The following is a 13,602-nucleotide window of genomic DNA, read 5'->3' as shown; positions in this document are numbered from 1 at the left end:
TTTCGCCAACGGGGCCTACGGCATCCGGAAACGCACGCCCCCGTCGCCGTGCTCGGCCACGTAGGTGGTCAGTGTCCGGGCGTCCTCGTCCGGCCGGTGATGATTGAGCAGGTATTCCGCGAAGGGCACCTCGATCTGATGGCGGACAGCCCGCCGCAGGGAACGGGCGCCGAACTGGCGGTCGAATCCCGCGCGGGCGACATGGCTCAGTACTGCCGGCCGTGCCTCCAGACGGCAGCGATGCTTGAGCAGCCGGCGGTTGAGTCGCTCGACCTCGAGTGCCACCAGCCGTTCCACCAGCTCCGGTTCGATCCAGTTGAACACCGTGATGTTGTCGATCCGGTTGACGAACTCCGGGGTGAAGGCCCGCAGGAGCTTGTCGCGGACGATCTCCTCCACCCGACGATGCCGGCGCCGTGTGCTCGAAGGCAGCCAGCGCCGCAATCCACTCTGCCGGCGCTGCTCGTCGCGCTGTATCTCCCGGGCCCCCAGGTTGCTGGTCATGAATACCAGGGCGTTACGGAAGCTGTAGGTCCGCTCGCCGGAGGCGACCGTGAGCAGGCCGTTGTCGAATACGTTGAGCAACGCCTGGAGCACCTCGGGGCTGGCCTTCTCCAGCTCGTCGAAAAGCACGATCCCCGGGCGGCCGTGGTCGCCCTCGAGACGGTCCTGATCCAGCAGCGTGTTGCCCTCCTTGGCCCCGACGTAACCGGGAGGGGCGCCGGTGAGGGCCGCCGCGTAGTGCTCCTGGGAGAGCGTGTTCATGTCGACCCGGCAGAACGCGTCGGCATCGCCGTGCAGGGAGCGCGCCAGCGACCGGACCACCTCCGTCTTGCCCACCCCGGTCGGGCCGAGGAACAGCGCGGTGAACAGCGGCCGGCGGGGGTCGGTTATGTCGGCGCGTACCACCTTTAGGATGTCCTCCACCGCGCGCAGGGCGTCGTCCTGGCCGATGATCTCGTTCTGGAGGGTGCCCATGACCGTGTCGACGTCGAAACGGAAGCGGCTCTCCAGCGTGGACTGACTCGCCAGGTGCGCCTGTACGACGTCCTCGCCGGCGGCGTTCTCCGCTTTCAGCGCGCTGCGCTGGGCCTGTTCCCGGTGGCTGTTCTCCAGCATGTCATTGATGAACGGCATGCGCGGGGCTCCTGGTGCCTGCGGGATTACGGTTCCCGGCCCGCAGGCCGGGAACACGCGGGGGTGGCCTCGTCAGGCCTCCTTTTCCTCGGCGTCGTAGGGGATACTGCCGACCGGGCACTGGGCGACGCCGGCCTTGCGCCGGGTGATCGCCTCGACGTCCTCGCGGGCCTTCTCGGCGTCCTTAACCCAGGTCCGGTAGAACTCGAAGGGACAGTCCGCGACGCCCCTGTCCCCGTCACCCGAGGCGTGCATCCCGGTGTAGCCGCGGTGCAGGATCTTGAACAGGTGGTTCTGGGACTGGTCGTTCGCGCGCGCATCGCGGATCTCGGACACCGAGAGCTGGGCGTACTGGATGCCCATCTCCTCCTCGCCGCATTCGCCGAGTGAACGGCCGTCGAAACCGATGATCGCGGAATGGCCGAAGTAGCTGTAGACCCCGTCGAAGCCGCTGGCGTTGGACACCGCGACGTAGGAGTTGTTGGCCCAGGCCATGGTCTTGGACATCATCACCTGCTGCTCCTTCGCCGGGTACATGTAGCCCTGGCAGCGGACGATGAGCTCGGCGCCCTTCATGGCGCAGTCGCGCCAGATCTCCGGGTAGTTGCCGTCGTCGCAGATGATCAGGCTGACCTTCAGGCCCTTGGGACCCTCGCTGACGAAGGTCTGGCCGCCGGGGTACCAGCCCTCGATCGGGCACCAGGGGATGACCTTGCGGTACTTCTGGACAATCTCGCCCTTGTTGTCCATGAGGATCAGGGTGTTGTACGGGTTCTTCTTCGGATGCTCCTCATGGCGCTCGCCGGTGAGCGAGAACACCCCCCAGGTATTGGCCTTGCGGCAGGCCCTGGCGAAGATCTCGGTCTCCTCGCCGGGGACGCTGCTCGCCGTGTCCATCATCTCCTTCGGGTCGTACATGATCCCGTGGGTGCTGTATTCCGGGAAGATCACCAGGTCCATGCCGGGCAGGCCCTGCTTCATGCCGACGACCATATCGGCGATCTTCTCGGCGTTCTCCAGGACCTCGGCCCGGGTGTGCAGCCGCGGCATCTTGTAGTTGACGACCGCGACCCCGACCGTGTCCTTACTGCTGGAAATGTCACCGTGACGCATGTTGTCACTCCTCTCTCTTGGTGCGCTTGGAGGCGATTGGGCACGTCGGCCCGTTCGTTTTCCGCCGTGTCCGGGCGGTTCAGAAGGTGAGATACCGTTCCGCGACCTCGTCGGTGAGCTCCTCGCCGTGGCCCGCCACGGCCACACGGCCCTTGTCGAGGACGATGAAGTGGTCCGAGGCCCTGCGTGCGAAGGGGATGTTCTGATCGACCAGCACGACGGTGATGCCGAACTCCCGGTTGAGCCGCAGCAGTACCTGCTCGATCTCATGGACGATGTTCGGCTGGATACCCTCGGTGGGCTCGTCGAGGAGGAGGACCCTGGGGTCCATGGCCAGTGCCCGCGCGATCGCGAGCTGCTGTTGCTGCCCGCCGGACAGGTCGCCGCCGCGGCGGTCGAGGAATTCGCGGAGCACGGGGAACAGCTCCAGGATGTGTCCGGGGAGGTCCCGGCGCCCGTCCCTGCGGGTGTAGGTCCCCATGACGATGTTCTCGCGCACGCTGAAGCGCGGGATCACCTCGCGGCCCTGGGGGATATAGCCGATGCCGCGGCGCGCCCGTTCGTGAGTGGGCAGCCGGCTAAGGTCCTCGCCGCGGAACGACAGCCGCCCGGAGATGCCGTCGGTCAGCCCCATGACGGTGCGCAACAGCGTGGTCTTGCCCACGCCGTTGCGGCCGAGCACGCTCACGAAGCTCCCCTCGGGAACCGTGAAGCTCACGTCCTGGACGATCGGACTCTTGCCGTAATAGGAATACAGGGCCTGCGCCTCAAGCATCGTCGCCTCCGTTTGCCAGGTACGCCTCGCGCACGGCGGGGTCGTTCTCCACATCGGCGATGCTGCCCTCGGCGAGCAGCGTCCCCATGTCCATGACCGTCACCGTCTCGGCGATCTCGCGCACGAACCCCATGTCGTGCTCAACGACGATCATCGTGTGACTGCCCTTCAGGGCGTTGAATATGCCCGCGGTCTTGTGGGTCTCCTGTATGGTCATCCCGGCAGTGGGCTCGTCGAAGAGGATCAGCCGGCTGTCCTGCATCAGCAGCATGGCGATCTCCAGCCACTGGGTCTGGCCGTGGGATAGGTTGCCGGCGCGCGTGTGCAGCTCGCCGGTCAGCTCCACGAGTTCGAGGACCTCCGCCATGCGGCCGCGCACCCGTGAGCGGAACACACCCAGTGCGCTAAGTACGCCGGGGTGCTGGGACCGGGCCACCTCGAGGTTTTCGCAGACCGTTAGATCCCTGAAGACTGCCGGTGTCTGGAACTTGCGGCCGATGCCGCAGCGGGCACGCTGGTATTCCTTCAGGCCGGTGATGTCGCGGTCATCGAAGACTACCCGGCCCGCGGTTGGCAGTGTCTTGCCGCAGATCAGATCGAGCGTGGTCGACTTCCCCGCGCCGTTCGGGCCGAGCAGGCAGCGCAGCTCGCCGAACTTCAGGGACAGGTTCAGGCCGTCCACGGCGCGAAGCCCGCCGAAATGCACGCCCAGTTCCTTAAGTTCGAGATGCGCCATGACTACTGCCCCCCCTGCTCGCCGGCCCGGGCCGGCACGGCGCCGGTGCCTGTCGGGAGCGCCTTGGCCGTGCTGTTGCGGTGACGGCGCAGCCGCTCGTGGAGCCTGGTGGCAATTCTGCGGAATACGCCGAACAGGCCGTCGGGCATGAACAGCACGACGAGAATGAACGTGACGCCGAGGAACAGCGTCCAGCCCTCGACGAAGAGGTCCGAGAGCCGTCCCTCGAGGATGTTGACCACTATCCCGCCGAGCGCCGCCGCGACCAGGGAGTTACGGCCGCCGACCGCACACCAGATGACGATCGCGAGGCTGAACGGCACCCCCATGTAGGTTGGTGAGGCGAACTCCAGCACCAGGACGTAGAGCATTCCCGCCCAGCCGGCGATCATCGCGGAAATGCAGAACACCACCGTCTCGAAGCTCGAGACGTGGTAGCCGAAGAACCGCACCCGGTCCGGGTTCTCTTTGATCGCGCGCAGGATGAGTCCGACCTTGCTGCGCGTCAGTGCCACACACGCCGCCGTCGCGACGAGCAGGCACCCGGCCACGAAGTAGTAGAAGGCGGTGCTGTAGGGGTCCGCGGTCCAGCCCGCGAGCACCAGCGGCGCCAGCCCCGTCAGGCCGTTCTGGCCGCCCGTGTACATCTGGTACTCGACGAACACGAGCTGGATGGCGACCAGCAGTGCGAGGGTGATGATCGCCACGAACACCCCGGTGATGCGGCCGCGGAACATGAACGTGCCGATCACGCCCGCGACCGCCGCCGGGAGCAGAACGCCGGCGAGCAACGTTACCGTCAGGGAGTGGAAGGGGACCCAGAACCACGGCAGTGTCTCGACGTTGGTCCAGCCCATGAAGTCGGGAAGGCCGCCCGGGTTCGCCGCGCTCGCCCCGAGCTTGAGATGCATCGCCATGATGTAGGCGCCGATGCCGAAGGTCGCCGCCTGCCCGAGGTTGAGGATCCCCGCGTAGCCCCAGGACAGCGCCAGCGCCATGGCCACCATGCCGAGAGCGAGGTAGCGCGCAAAGGTGTTGAGCTCGAATCCGTCGAAGGACAGGTACCAGGGCACGGCGAGCAGCACCAGTGCGGCGAACAGTGCGTATCCGACGCAGTCGAAGCGGAAATTCTGGTTCATAGCGTGGCTCCCCTATCGCCGGATCCGGTCGGCGAACAGGCCCTGGGGCCAGAACCGGATAAGAACGATGATGGCCATCAGCACGGCGACCCGGCCGATGGTGTCGTTGAGCAGGAACGAGAACAGCGCGGTCGCCTCGCCCACGAGCCCGGAGGCCGCCGCCGTGCCCAGCAGGCTGCCCACCCCGCCGACGATCACCACCAGGAAGGCGTCCACCACGAGATTGGTGCCCATGCCGGGGGTGACACTGGCGAGCGGTGTGATGAGGGCGCCGGCGATGCCCGCGAGTCCGGCGCCGTATGCGAACGTCAGCGCATACACGCGCTCGGTCCGTATGCCGTAGCACTCGGAGATCTCGCGGTTCTGGATGACCGCGCGCAGCTTGGTCCCGAACTCGGTGCGCGTCATTAGATACCAGGTGGCAACGAGCACGGCTACCGAGAAGAAAAGAAGAAAAATCCGGTAGTTGGACATGTATACGTCGGCGATCCGCAGATTGCCGTCCAGCATCGCGGGGCGCTCGACGTAGCGGGAGTCGGGACCCGCGATCATGCGCACGAGCTGCTGGAGCACGATACCGACGCCCCAGGTGGCGAGGATGGTGTCCAGCGGCCGGTGATACAGCCAGCGGACCAGGCCGCGTTCGATGGCCAGCCCCAGCAGTGCGAAGAATACGAATACCAGGGGCAGCCCGAGAAACAGCCCAATACCCAGAAAGCTCTGCAGGAACCAGGCGGCATAGGCGCCGAGCATCACGAACTCGCCGTGGGCGAGATTGATGACCCCCATCGCGCCGTAGATGATCGCCAGGCCCAGGGCGACCAGCAGCAGAATGGAGGCGGTGCTCAAACCGGTGAAGGCCTGATTGAAGAATACGTCCATAGTCCGATTCCCCGGTCGGGAGGCGGGCGCCACCGGCGCCCGCCCGTCCGGCCATTAGCCCTTGACGAGGCCCTCCGCGGTGCACGACTGGCCGTCGTAGGCCCAGTACGGCTCCGGGGCCACACGCGTGTCCGACTCGACCAGGACCCGGGCCTGACCGTCGCTCTGCCACTGCCCGATCTTCGGCCACAGGTGGGTGTGGAGATTGGGATCGATCTCGATCTCGCCCTGGGGGGCCGTGGTTCGCAGGCCCACCGCCGCGTCGCGGATACTGATCGGGTCGATGTCGCTCCTGGCGAGCTGCTCGACCGCCGCCTTGAACTGGTAGACCTGGAAGTAGGCGGCCTCGCTGACGAAGTGCGTGACCTGGTCGCTGCCGTAGCGTTTGAGATAGGCCTCGACGAAACGCTCGTTCGCGGCGGACTGGTGGGCCATGAAGTACGGTGCCGAGGAGAAATTCCCTGCGGCCGCCTCGCCGCCCATCGCCTTGACCTCGATCTCCGAGCGCGTGAGGCTCGCCACCGGCATCTCCCCCGGGTCGAAGCCCGCGGCGTGGAGCTGGCGCTGGAAGGCCACGTCGGAATCGCCGACCAGGGTGCAGAAGATCACGTCCGGCTCTTCGCGCCGGATCCGGTTGATCGCGGATCCGAAGTCCGAATGGCCCAGCGGCACGTACTCCTCGTTGGCGACCTCGCCGCCGAGGCGGTCCAGGAGGATCTTGCAGACGTTGTTCTCCTCCCGGGGATAGACGTAGTTGTTACCGATGAGATAGAAGCGCTTGCCGAATTTCTCGGCGAGCCAGGGCACGAATTCCTGCTGCTGCTGGTTGGGCACGGCGCCGCCGTACATGACGTTGCGCGAGCATTCTCGGCCCTCGTAGAGGGTCGGGTACCAGTAGAGGTTGTTGCGTTGCTCGACCACCGGGAGTACCGCCTGGCGGCTCGCCGAGGTGTAGGAGCCGAACACACTCACGCACTTGTCCCGTATCACCAGGCGCCGTACGCGGTCGGCGAATGTGGCCGGGTCGGAGGCGGGATCCTCCACGTAGGGCCGCAGTTTCATGCCGTTGACGCCGCCGTTGGCGTTGATCTCCTCGATCGCGAGCATGCACGCGTCGTGCAGCGTGCTCTCGACCACGGCGACCGGACCGGTCAGGGAGAAGAGCACGCCTACGGGGATCTCACCGTTGGCCGCGTGTGCCATGCCTTCGCCCTTGATCCAGATCCCGGGGAAGCCGGCGGCGCCGGCCGCACCGGCGGCGGCCACGCCCTTTAGGAAATTTCGTCGTTTCATTTCGGTACTCCCGGTTTTTCGTCCTGCGCGTATCCCGATCCAGCGGGAATGGCGGGCACAAAAAAAGCCCCTTGATCGGCAATTAACGAATGCCGGTATCAAGGGGCCGCGTTGCCCGTCTGGAGGCCGTCCCATCTGCATTGATGGGTCGGTTACAGTTACTTAAAGCACAAGGAGTGTGGTTTCGCAACCCCTTGTTGTGTATGAATTAAATTTCTTTTTTGGAGAAATTATGGCAATAGGATACCGCCGGGGATTTCGCCCCGTGAAAAAATCAACCGATTCCCGATTCCATGAAAAAGGCCTTCTCTGGCCGACATCTGGACGGCGCCGTTGCCGTCCCCGCATGATCAAGACTTGCGAATTGATCACCCGCGGTTCGATGTCATTGCCCGGTGGTCCGCTCCCCAGGCCGTACAGGGATATATCGTTTAATCAGTTTTTAGATCGTGTATTGCGAATTTCCGCAATAATCGACCCTCCCCGGCGAATGGCCGTGACGTTCATGGAAATCGTGACCGTTTCATACGCATTCCATATCCGTTTTCCGGTGACCATTTTGTTCCGGTGCCGCCGGTAAGCGGTCAGCGGGTCTTGTCCAGGTCCACCGTCTTGGCGCTGATATTGCCCAGGATGCCGTCCGCGTTGATGATCGCCTGGGCGATCTCCACCGTGGTCGCACGCTTGGCCATCGCCTGGCTCCGGATGATCGAGTACGCCTCGTCCTCCGGGATCTGGTGAAGCCGCATCAGGATGAATTTTGCCTGGCTCACGGTTTGGGTGTTCTTGACCTTCGCCTTGAGCTTGCTCAGCGCGCGTTGTGAGCGCCGGAAGTCGTCCCAGATCCGGCGCGCGAGCACCATGCTGCTAAGCACGCCCGAGGGCCGTAATGGCTTTGTCAGTACCGCGTCAGCGCGCATCTCCAGCAGGGCCTCGAGGACCGAGGGGTTCTCGTAGCTCACCACCCCGATCACGGTGGGGCGGTGTTCAACATCCTTGTCCACCAGCTGGCGCAGGGCCCGTGACGGGGATTCGGTCACCTCGATGAACACGAGATCCGCGTGCTCCGGCAACCGCTCGGGCAACGGCCATATCGCCTCGGCCTGGCACCCGATCCGCCGTACCTGCTGCAGCAGCTGCTCCGCGTGACTGTCCCGTGGGTGGAGTACGAGTACGCGCAGATTACGGATGCTCTTTATGATGTTGCTCGTTGCCATCAACTCCGCATCTTCGTTGCTGTCATGAGCGTCGGCGACGGCCCGGATGGGTGATGTCCACGCTCCAGTCGTTGAGCGCGGGGACCACGAGGTAAGGGTCTGGCTTGATCGCGCGCGGGAGCTCCCGCTCGACGACGTACTGGCCCGTCCGGTCCACGCGGGCGATGCGGGAGTGCAGGTAGGTGTGGTTGTTGTCGGGATCGATCTTCACGCGGCCCTGCGGCGCCTCGAATTCCGAGCCCCGCAGCACGTCGCGGAGCCGGTCGGTATCGGTACTCCCGGCCATGCGCAGCGCATTGGCGAACATGTGGACCTGGAAGTAGCTCGCCTCACCGCAGCTGGTCACGACCGTGTCGTCGCCGTAGCGTGCGCGGAAGCGCTTGAGGAAGGCACGGTTGGCCTCGGTTTCCAGGTTCTGGAAGTACGGTGCTGCGGTAATGTGGCCCGCCGCCGCCTCCGCCCCCATCGCCGCGACCTCGGACTCGCTGGTGGTCAGGCTGCCGATAGGCACGCTGGTCCCGTCGCCCGGGTAGGCGAGATAGGACTGGTAGAAGCGTACCGTGGCGTCGCCGACCACCGTGGAGAAGATCACGTCGGGGCGGAGGCGTTCGATCTCGGCGAGGATCGGCTGGAAGTCGTCCGCGCCCGCGTCGAGCTCGGTGTAGAACTCGCCGACCACCTCCCCCCCGGCCTGCCGGACGATGTTGCGCATCACCCGGTTGGACTCCCTGGGGTAGATGTAGTCCGAGCCCACGAAGCAGAAACGCTCACCGAAATTCTCCATCAGATAGCGGGCCAGGGGCACGCTGTTCTGGTTGGGGGCGGCGCCTCCGTAGATGACGTTGGGGGAGTACTCGAATCCCTCGTAGAGCGTCGGGTAGAAGAACAGGGCGTTGCGGCGCTCGACGACCGGCAGGACCTCCTTGCGCGATGACGAGGTGTAGCAGCCGATGATCACCTCGACGTCGTCCTCGGTGAACAGGCGCTCGGCCAGCTCGCCGTAGCGCTCCATCACGGAGCCCGGATCGTAGACGACCGGCTCGATTTCGCGGCCGTCGACACCGCCGGCCTCGTTGACCTCTTCGATCGCCAGTAACGTCGCCCGGAGCTGGGTTCGCTCAATGACGGCAGTCGTGCCTGTCTGCGAAAACAGGACCCCGAGCCGCCAGGGCTTCCCGGACTGGATATCCCTGCTCATTCCCTCGTGGTGCCTCCCAAAAAAAAAGCTCCCCGTCATCGACCGTCGCAGTGAACGGCCGTAGCAGACGAGGAGCTGCATTGCTCCGGATGCTGTGTCTTCGGTGCATTGCTGCCCGCCGTTGGGCATCGCACCGTTGACTGGAAGCTTGGCAAACAATTGTCATAAGTCAAGACGACGCCCTCTTGCACCGTGGCGGGGGGCGCATATCCTGAATGGATCGCTGAATCCGGGCTTTTTGCGGGAAGGTGCCATGCGCTGGACGACCCTCATCGACACTGACGAACTCCTCGCCGCCCCGGCGCGGGGCGACTGGGCCGTGGTGGACTGCCGCTTCGATCTCGCCGATCCGGAGGCCGGACGGCGGGCCTGGCAGCGGGCGCACATTCCCGGTGCCTTCCACGCCGACCTCGACCACGACCTCTCGGGGCCCGTGACCGGGAGTACCGGGCGTCATCCGCTGCCGGACCCGGATGCGCTGGTCGCCTGGCTCGAGCGTCACGGTATCGGCAACGAGACCCAGATCGTCGTCTATGACGACGGCCCCGGCGCCATGGCGGCCCGGTTCTGGTGGCTGATGCGCTGGCTCGGCCACGAGGCGGTAGCCGTGCTCGACGGCGGCCTCGCCGCCTGGCGCGACGCCGGCGGCGCGCTTACCGACGAGACCCCAGAGCCGTCCCACCGCAGCCGCTACCGCGCGCACCCGGGCTCCATGCCCGTGGTCGGTACCGAGACGCTGGCCGGCACCCTGGACGGGTTCTGCGTGGTCGACGCGCGCAGCCGCGAGCGTTATCGCGGTGACGCCGAGCCCATCGACCCGGTGGCCGGGCACGTGCCCGGGGCCCTGTCCCGTCCGGTCAGCGCCAATCTCGGCGACGACGGCCGGTTCCTGCCGGTCTCCGAGCTGCGCGGTCAGTGGAGCCAGATCCTCGACCGGGCGAGCGGCCGGCCGGTGGTGGCGATCTGCGGCTCCGGTGTCAGCGCCTGCCATCACGTGCTCGCCCTAGCTCACGCGGGCCTCGCGGAGGCCGCCCTCAATCCGGGCTCCTGGAGCGAGTGGATCCGCGATCCGAACCGGCCGGTCGCCACCGGGGAGGAGGCATGACGGCCGTGCGCGCCCGCCGGCACCTGGCCGCCGCCGCGGGCCTGGCCGCGGTGCTCGGCACCACCCCCGCGGTGGCCGCGGACCCGCTGTCCTTCTCCATGGACGTGGCCCACCAGCGCAGCGACCTCGACTACGATGACGGCCGCGAGATAGAGACCCGCGAGACCCGCGTCGGCGTCTCCCTGTGGGAGCCGCTGAGCGCCCACGTGGACGGTGGCCTGATCCTGGGCGTGAACCTGGTCACCCAGGACGGCGATCCGGCCACCGAGGGCGAGGACCTCACCGGCGGCTACGGCGGCCTGGCGGTCCGTGGCGAGTGGCCGCTGACGCGGACGCTGGCGGTTACCGGCGAGGCGGGCTGGCGCTACTACCGCGCGAGCGCGAGCCGTGATACCGGCGACATCACCCTCAGCCGTCACGAGGGCGATCTGCGTGCCGGGCTCGCCGCGGACCTCGATGCCGTCACCCTCTCCGGCGGCCTCCTCTACACGCTCACCGATGGCGAGCGCGAGATCGAGGACGTCGACACCCAGGGCTTCGATACCGACCACGCCGCCGGCGCCTACGCCGGGATATCGCTGGACACCGGCGGGGGCGGCCGGGTCGGCGTCGAGGCGGTTACCGGCCCCTGGAACGGCGTGCGGGTGGTATTCGCGCGGCGCTTCTTCTGAGTGCCGCTATTGCCCTGATCCGCGTGGGGCACCCGCCTCACCCGACCTTCGCCGTTACGGAACCCCGATGATCCACGTGATCCTCTACCAGCCGGAGATCCCGCCCAACACCGGCAATGTCATCCGGCTGTGCGCCAACACCGGGGCCCGGCTCCACCTGATCGAGCCCCTGGGCTTCACCCTGGAGGACGCCAAGCTCCGCCGTGCGGGCCTGGACTACCGCGAGTGGGCGAGCGTGCGCGTCCATGCCGATCTCGGCGCCTGCCTCGAGGCGCTGGGCTCGCCCCGCGTCTACGCCCTGTCCAGCCGGGCCGGGACGCGCTTCGACACCCCGGCGTTCGCCGCCGGCGACGCGCTGCTGTTCGGCCCGGAGACCCGCGGTCTGCCCGACGACGTCCTCGCCGGGCTGCCGCCGTCGCAGCGCCTGCGCCTGCCCATGGTGCCGGGCAACCGCAGCCTCAACCTGTCCAACGCCGTGGCGGTCACGGTCTTCGAGGCGTGGCGCCAACTCGGCTATGCTGGCGGGGAATAAACGATCCGAGACAACGAGAGTGTCCCCGTCATGAGCGCTGTAGAACCCCTGAGCTTCGGGCCGGTCGAGCCCGCCGTCGACGCGCTGCGCGAGCTGCTCGGCGAGCGCCTGTCCACCGCCACCGCCGTGCGCGAGCACCACGGTCACGACGAGTCCGGCTGGCCGGTGATGCCCCCGGATGCCGTGGCCTTTCCGCAGAGCACCGAGGAGGTCGCCGAGGTGGCCCGCATCTGCCACGCCCACCGTGTGCCGATCATCCCCTACGGCACCGGCACGGCGGTGGAGGGCCATGTGCAGGCCCTGCACGGCGGCGTCGCCGTCGACCTCTCCGGCATGAACCGGGTCCGGCGCGTGTCCACGGACGACATGGACGCCACCGTGGAGGCCGGCGTGACCCGCAAGCAGCTCAACGCGGAGCTGCGCGACACCGGGCTGTTCTTCCCCGTGGACCCGGGGGCGGACGCCTCCATCGGCGGCATGGTCTCCACCCGTGCCTCGGGCACCAATGCCGTGCGCTACGGCACCATGGCGGACAACCTGCTCTCGCTCACCGTGGTGCTGGTCGACGGCCGGGTCGTGCGCACCGGCGGGCGGGCGCGCAAGTCCTCCGCCGGCTACGACCTCACGCACCTGTTCACCGGCGCCGAGGGCACCCTCGGGCTGGTCACCGAGATCACCCTGCGACTGCACGGGCTCCCCGAGGCCACGTCCGCGGCGATCTGCGCCTTCCCCGACGAGGACGCGGCGGTGCGCACCGTGATCGAGACCATCCAGTGCGGCGTGCACATGGCGCGCATGGAGCTCATGGATGCGCTCCAGATGCGCGCGACCAACGCCTACAGCGGCCTGGACTACCCCGAGCGCCCGCACCTTTTCCTGGAGTTCCACGGCAGCGAGTCCGGGGTGCGCGAGCAGGCCGAGCTGGTCCAGGCCCTCGCCGCGGAGCACGGCGGTGCCGACTTCGCCTGGGCGGTCTACGAGGAGGACCGTTCCCGGCTGTGGCAGGCGCGTCACGACGCCTACCCCGCGGCGCTGCAGCTGCGGCCCGGCTGCCGGCCGCTGACCACGGACGTGTGCGTGCCGATCTCGCGGCTCGCCGAGTGCATCCGCGAGACCCGGCGGGACCTGGAGGCACTGCCGATGCCCTCGACCATCCTGGGCCACGTCGGCGACGGCAACTTCCACGTGATCATCCTCTGCGACCCGGACAGCGAGGACGAGCTCGCCCGCGCCAAGGCCGTCAACGAGGGGATCGTCTACCGCGCCCAGGACATGGAGGGCACCTGCACCGGCGAACATGGCATCGGCCAGGGCAAGATCGCGTACCTGCGCCGCGAGCACGGCGAGGGCGTGTCCGTGATGCAGGCGGTCAAGGACGCCCTCGACCCCCTCGGGCTGATGAATCCTGGCAAGGTACTACCGCCGCGGGCGTGAGCTGTTCGAAACTCACGCCTCCCCGCAGGCCTGGCGGATCTCCTGTGGCCACCGGACGTGACGGCTGGTGAGCATGGAGATGAAATGGCCGATGGAGAAAAGGGCGAGGAAGGGGGATATCAGGATAATACGGGCGATTGCCGGGCGGACGTTCAGGCCGAGAGCGCGTTCCCGGCGCAGCTCGTGCAGTGCGAACCAGCGCACGAAGGACTCCCTGAGCGAGAGATGTTCGGAGAGGGTCCAGTCGGGATCGGGGACACTGTCGGGCCCTTCCTCCATGAAGCGGCGGATGTACTCCCACCAGCGGATACCCTCTTCGCGGTGGAGCAGCTGGTTGCCGACCTCGAAGCGGTCATAGTAATACCTGCCG

14 protein-coding genes are annotated in these 13,602 nt (G+C 67.0%); 4 read left to right on the top strand and 10 right to left on the bottom strand.

The features are described 5' to 3' along the window. Nucleotides 1–15: 15 nt before the first annotated feature. The 9 genes from ACEZHJ_RS08575 to ACEZHJ_RS08535 all read right to left on the bottom strand — a co-directional run bounded on the left by ACEZHJ_RS08575 (nucleotide 16) and on the right by ACEZHJ_RS08535 (nucleotide 9,490). Nucleotides 16–1,137, bottom strand: coding sequence for an AAA family ATPase (locus tag ACEZHJ_RS08575; protein ID WP_163139123.1), 1,122 nt, complete (start codon nucleotides 1,135–1,137; stop codon nucleotides 16–18). Nucleotides 1,138–1,209: 72 nt separating this feature from the next. Then, nucleotides 1,210–2,250 carry an aliphatic amidase gene (locus tag ACEZHJ_RS08570; RefSeq protein ID WP_018717436.1) on the bottom strand — a complete coding sequence of 347 codons (1,041 nt, stop codon included), beginning with the start codon at nucleotides 2,248–2,250 and terminating at the stop codon, nucleotides 1,210–1,212. Nucleotides 2,251–2,329: 79 nt separating this feature from the next. After that, on the bottom strand, nucleotides 2,330–3,025 hold the full coding sequence (gene urtE / locus ACEZHJ_RS08565) for an urea ABC transporter ATP-binding subunit UrtE (RefSeq protein ID WP_163139124.1): 696 nt from the start codon (nucleotides 3,023–3,025) through the stop codon (nucleotides 2,330–2,332). Beyond that, a complete protein-coding gene (gene urtD, locus ACEZHJ_RS08560) occupies nucleotides 3,018–3,761 on the bottom strand; it encodes an urea ABC transporter ATP-binding protein UrtD (protein WP_026320976.1) in 744 nt (247 codons plus the stop codon). Before urtD ends, urtE begins: the two co-directional genes overlap by 8 nt. Before the next feature lie 2 nt (nucleotides 3,762–3,763). Further along, on the bottom strand, nucleotides 3,764–4,900 hold the full coding sequence (urtC, locus tag ACEZHJ_RS08555; protein WP_163139125.1) for an urea ABC transporter permease subunit UrtC: 1,137 nt from the start codon (nucleotides 4,898–4,900) through the stop codon (nucleotides 3,764–3,766). 12 nt (nucleotides 4,901–4,912) lie between these two features. Next, nucleotides 4,913–5,782, bottom strand: coding sequence for an urea ABC transporter permease subunit UrtB (gene urtB, locus ACEZHJ_RS08550; protein WP_163139126.1), 870 nt, complete (start codon nucleotides 5,780–5,782; stop codon nucleotides 4,913–4,915). Between the two features lie 54 nt (nucleotides 5,783–5,836). Then, a complete protein-coding gene (locus tag ACEZHJ_RS08545) occupies nucleotides 5,837–7,075 on the bottom strand; it encodes a transporter substrate-binding domain-containing protein (protein WP_163139127.1) in 1,239 nt (412 codons plus the stop codon). A gap of 584 nt (nucleotides 7,076–7,659) precedes the next feature. Further along, complete coding sequence (locus ACEZHJ_RS08540; RefSeq protein ID WP_018717430.1) at nucleotides 7,660–8,292, bottom strand: ANTAR domain-containing response regulator; 633 nt, start codon at nucleotides 8,290–8,292, stop codon at nucleotides 7,660–7,662. A gap of 22 nt (nucleotides 8,293–8,314) precedes the next feature. Continuing rightward, on the bottom strand, nucleotides 8,315–9,490 hold the full coding sequence (locus ACEZHJ_RS08535; RefSeq protein ID WP_163139128.1) for a transporter substrate-binding domain-containing protein: 1,176 nt from the start codon (nucleotides 9,488–9,490) through the stop codon (nucleotides 8,315–8,317). Between the two features lie 253 nt (nucleotides 9,491–9,743). On the opposite strand from ACEZHJ_RS08535, the gene ACEZHJ_RS08530 reads away from it, so the two are divergent. The 4 genes from ACEZHJ_RS08530 to ACEZHJ_RS08515 all read left to right on the top strand — a co-directional run bounded on the left by ACEZHJ_RS08530 (nucleotide 9,744) and on the right by ACEZHJ_RS08515 (nucleotide 13,232). Beyond that, on the top strand, nucleotides 9,744–10,595 hold the full coding sequence (locus ACEZHJ_RS08530; protein ID WP_018717428.1) for a sulfurtransferase: 852 nt from the start codon (nucleotides 9,744–9,746) through the stop codon (nucleotides 10,593–10,595). Continuing rightward, the gene (locus ACEZHJ_RS08525; protein WP_375036437.1) at nucleotides 10,592–11,266 is read left to right on the top strand and encodes a hypothetical protein; all 675 of its coding nucleotides are present in this window, start codon (nucleotides 10,592–10,594) and stop codon (nucleotides 11,264–11,266) included. The genes ACEZHJ_RS08530 and ACEZHJ_RS08525 overlap by 4 nt, the downstream gene beginning before the upstream one ends. A gap of 67 nt (nucleotides 11,267–11,333) precedes the next feature. Beyond that, nucleotides 11,334–11,798 carry a tRNA (cytidine(34)-2'-O)-methyltransferase gene (locus ACEZHJ_RS08520; RefSeq protein ID WP_018717426.1) on the top strand — a complete coding sequence of 155 codons (465 nt, stop codon included), beginning with the start codon at nucleotides 11,334–11,336 and terminating at the stop codon, nucleotides 11,796–11,798. Between the two features lie 30 nt (nucleotides 11,799–11,828). Beyond that, entirely contained in the window at nucleotides 11,829–13,232 is a 1,404-nt protein-coding gene (locus ACEZHJ_RS08515) for an FAD-binding oxidoreductase (protein WP_375036436.1), read from the top strand. A 12-nt stretch (nucleotides 13,233–13,244) separates the two neighbouring features. Here the strand turns inward: ACEZHJ_RS08515 and ACEZHJ_RS08510 are convergent. After that, nucleotides 13,245–13,602 (bottom strand): DUF6708 domain-containing protein (locus ACEZHJ_RS08510; protein ID WP_375036435.1); only part of this gene is annotated, 358 nt, incomplete at its 5' end.

It is taken from the genome of Arhodomonas sp. KWT2 (assembly GCF_041949875.1).
Taxonomy (GTDB): Bacteria; Pseudomonadota; Gammaproteobacteria; order Nitrococcales; family Nitrococcaceae; genus Arhodomonas; species Arhodomonas aquaeolei.
This window is presented reverse-complemented; position numbering and strand designations above follow the sequence as displayed.

Excerpts from the sequence above, each read along its gene's own strand:
- ACEZHJ_RS08575 (WP_163139123.1), bottom strand. The coding sequence starts at position 1,137 with ATGCCGTTCATCAATGACATGCTGGAGAACAGCCACCGGGAACAGGCC.
- ACEZHJ_RS08570 (WP_018717436.1), bottom strand. The coding sequence starts at position 2,250 with ATGCGTCACGGTGACATTTCCAGCAGTAAGGACACGGTCGGGGTCGCG.
- urtE (WP_163139124.1), bottom strand. The coding sequence starts at position 3,025 with ATGCTTGAGGCGCAGGCCCTGTATTCCTATTACGGCAAGAGTCCGATC.
- urtD (WP_026320976.1), bottom strand. The coding sequence starts at position 3,761 with ATGGCGCATCTCGAACTTAAGGAACTGGGCGTGCATTTCGGCGGGCTT.
- urtC (WP_163139125.1), bottom strand. The coding sequence starts at position 4,900 with ATGAACCAGAATTTCCGCTTCGACTGCGTCGGATACGCACTGTTCGCC.
- urtB (WP_163139126.1), bottom strand. The coding sequence starts at position 5,782 with ATGGACGTATTCTTCAATCAGGCCTTCACCGGTTTGAGCACCGCCTCC.
- ACEZHJ_RS08545 (WP_163139127.1), bottom strand. The coding sequence starts at position 7,075 with ATGAAACGACGAAATTTCCTAAAGGGCGTGGCCGCCGCCGGTGCGGCC.
- ACEZHJ_RS08540 (WP_018717430.1), bottom strand. The coding sequence starts at position 8,292 with ATGGCAACGAGCAACATCATAAAGAGCATCCGTAATCTGCGCGTACTC.
- ACEZHJ_RS08535 (WP_163139128.1), bottom strand. The coding sequence starts at position 9,490 with ATGAGCAGGGATATCCAGTCCGGGAAGCCCTGGCGGCTCGGGGTCCTG.
- ACEZHJ_RS08530 (WP_018717428.1), top strand. The coding sequence starts at position 9,744 with ATGCGCTGGACGACCCTCATCGACACTGACGAACTCCTCGCCGCCCCG.
- ACEZHJ_RS08525 (WP_375036437.1), top strand. The coding sequence starts at position 10,592 with ATGACGGCCGTGCGCGCCCGCCGGCACCTGGCCGCCGCCGCGGGCCTG.
- ACEZHJ_RS08520 (WP_018717426.1), top strand. The coding sequence starts at position 11,334 with ATGATCCACGTGATCCTCTACCAGCCGGAGATCCCGCCCAACACCGGC.
- ACEZHJ_RS08515 (WP_375036436.1), top strand. The coding sequence starts at position 11,829 with ATGAGCGCTGTAGAACCCCTGAGCTTCGGGCCGGTCGAGCCCGCCGTC.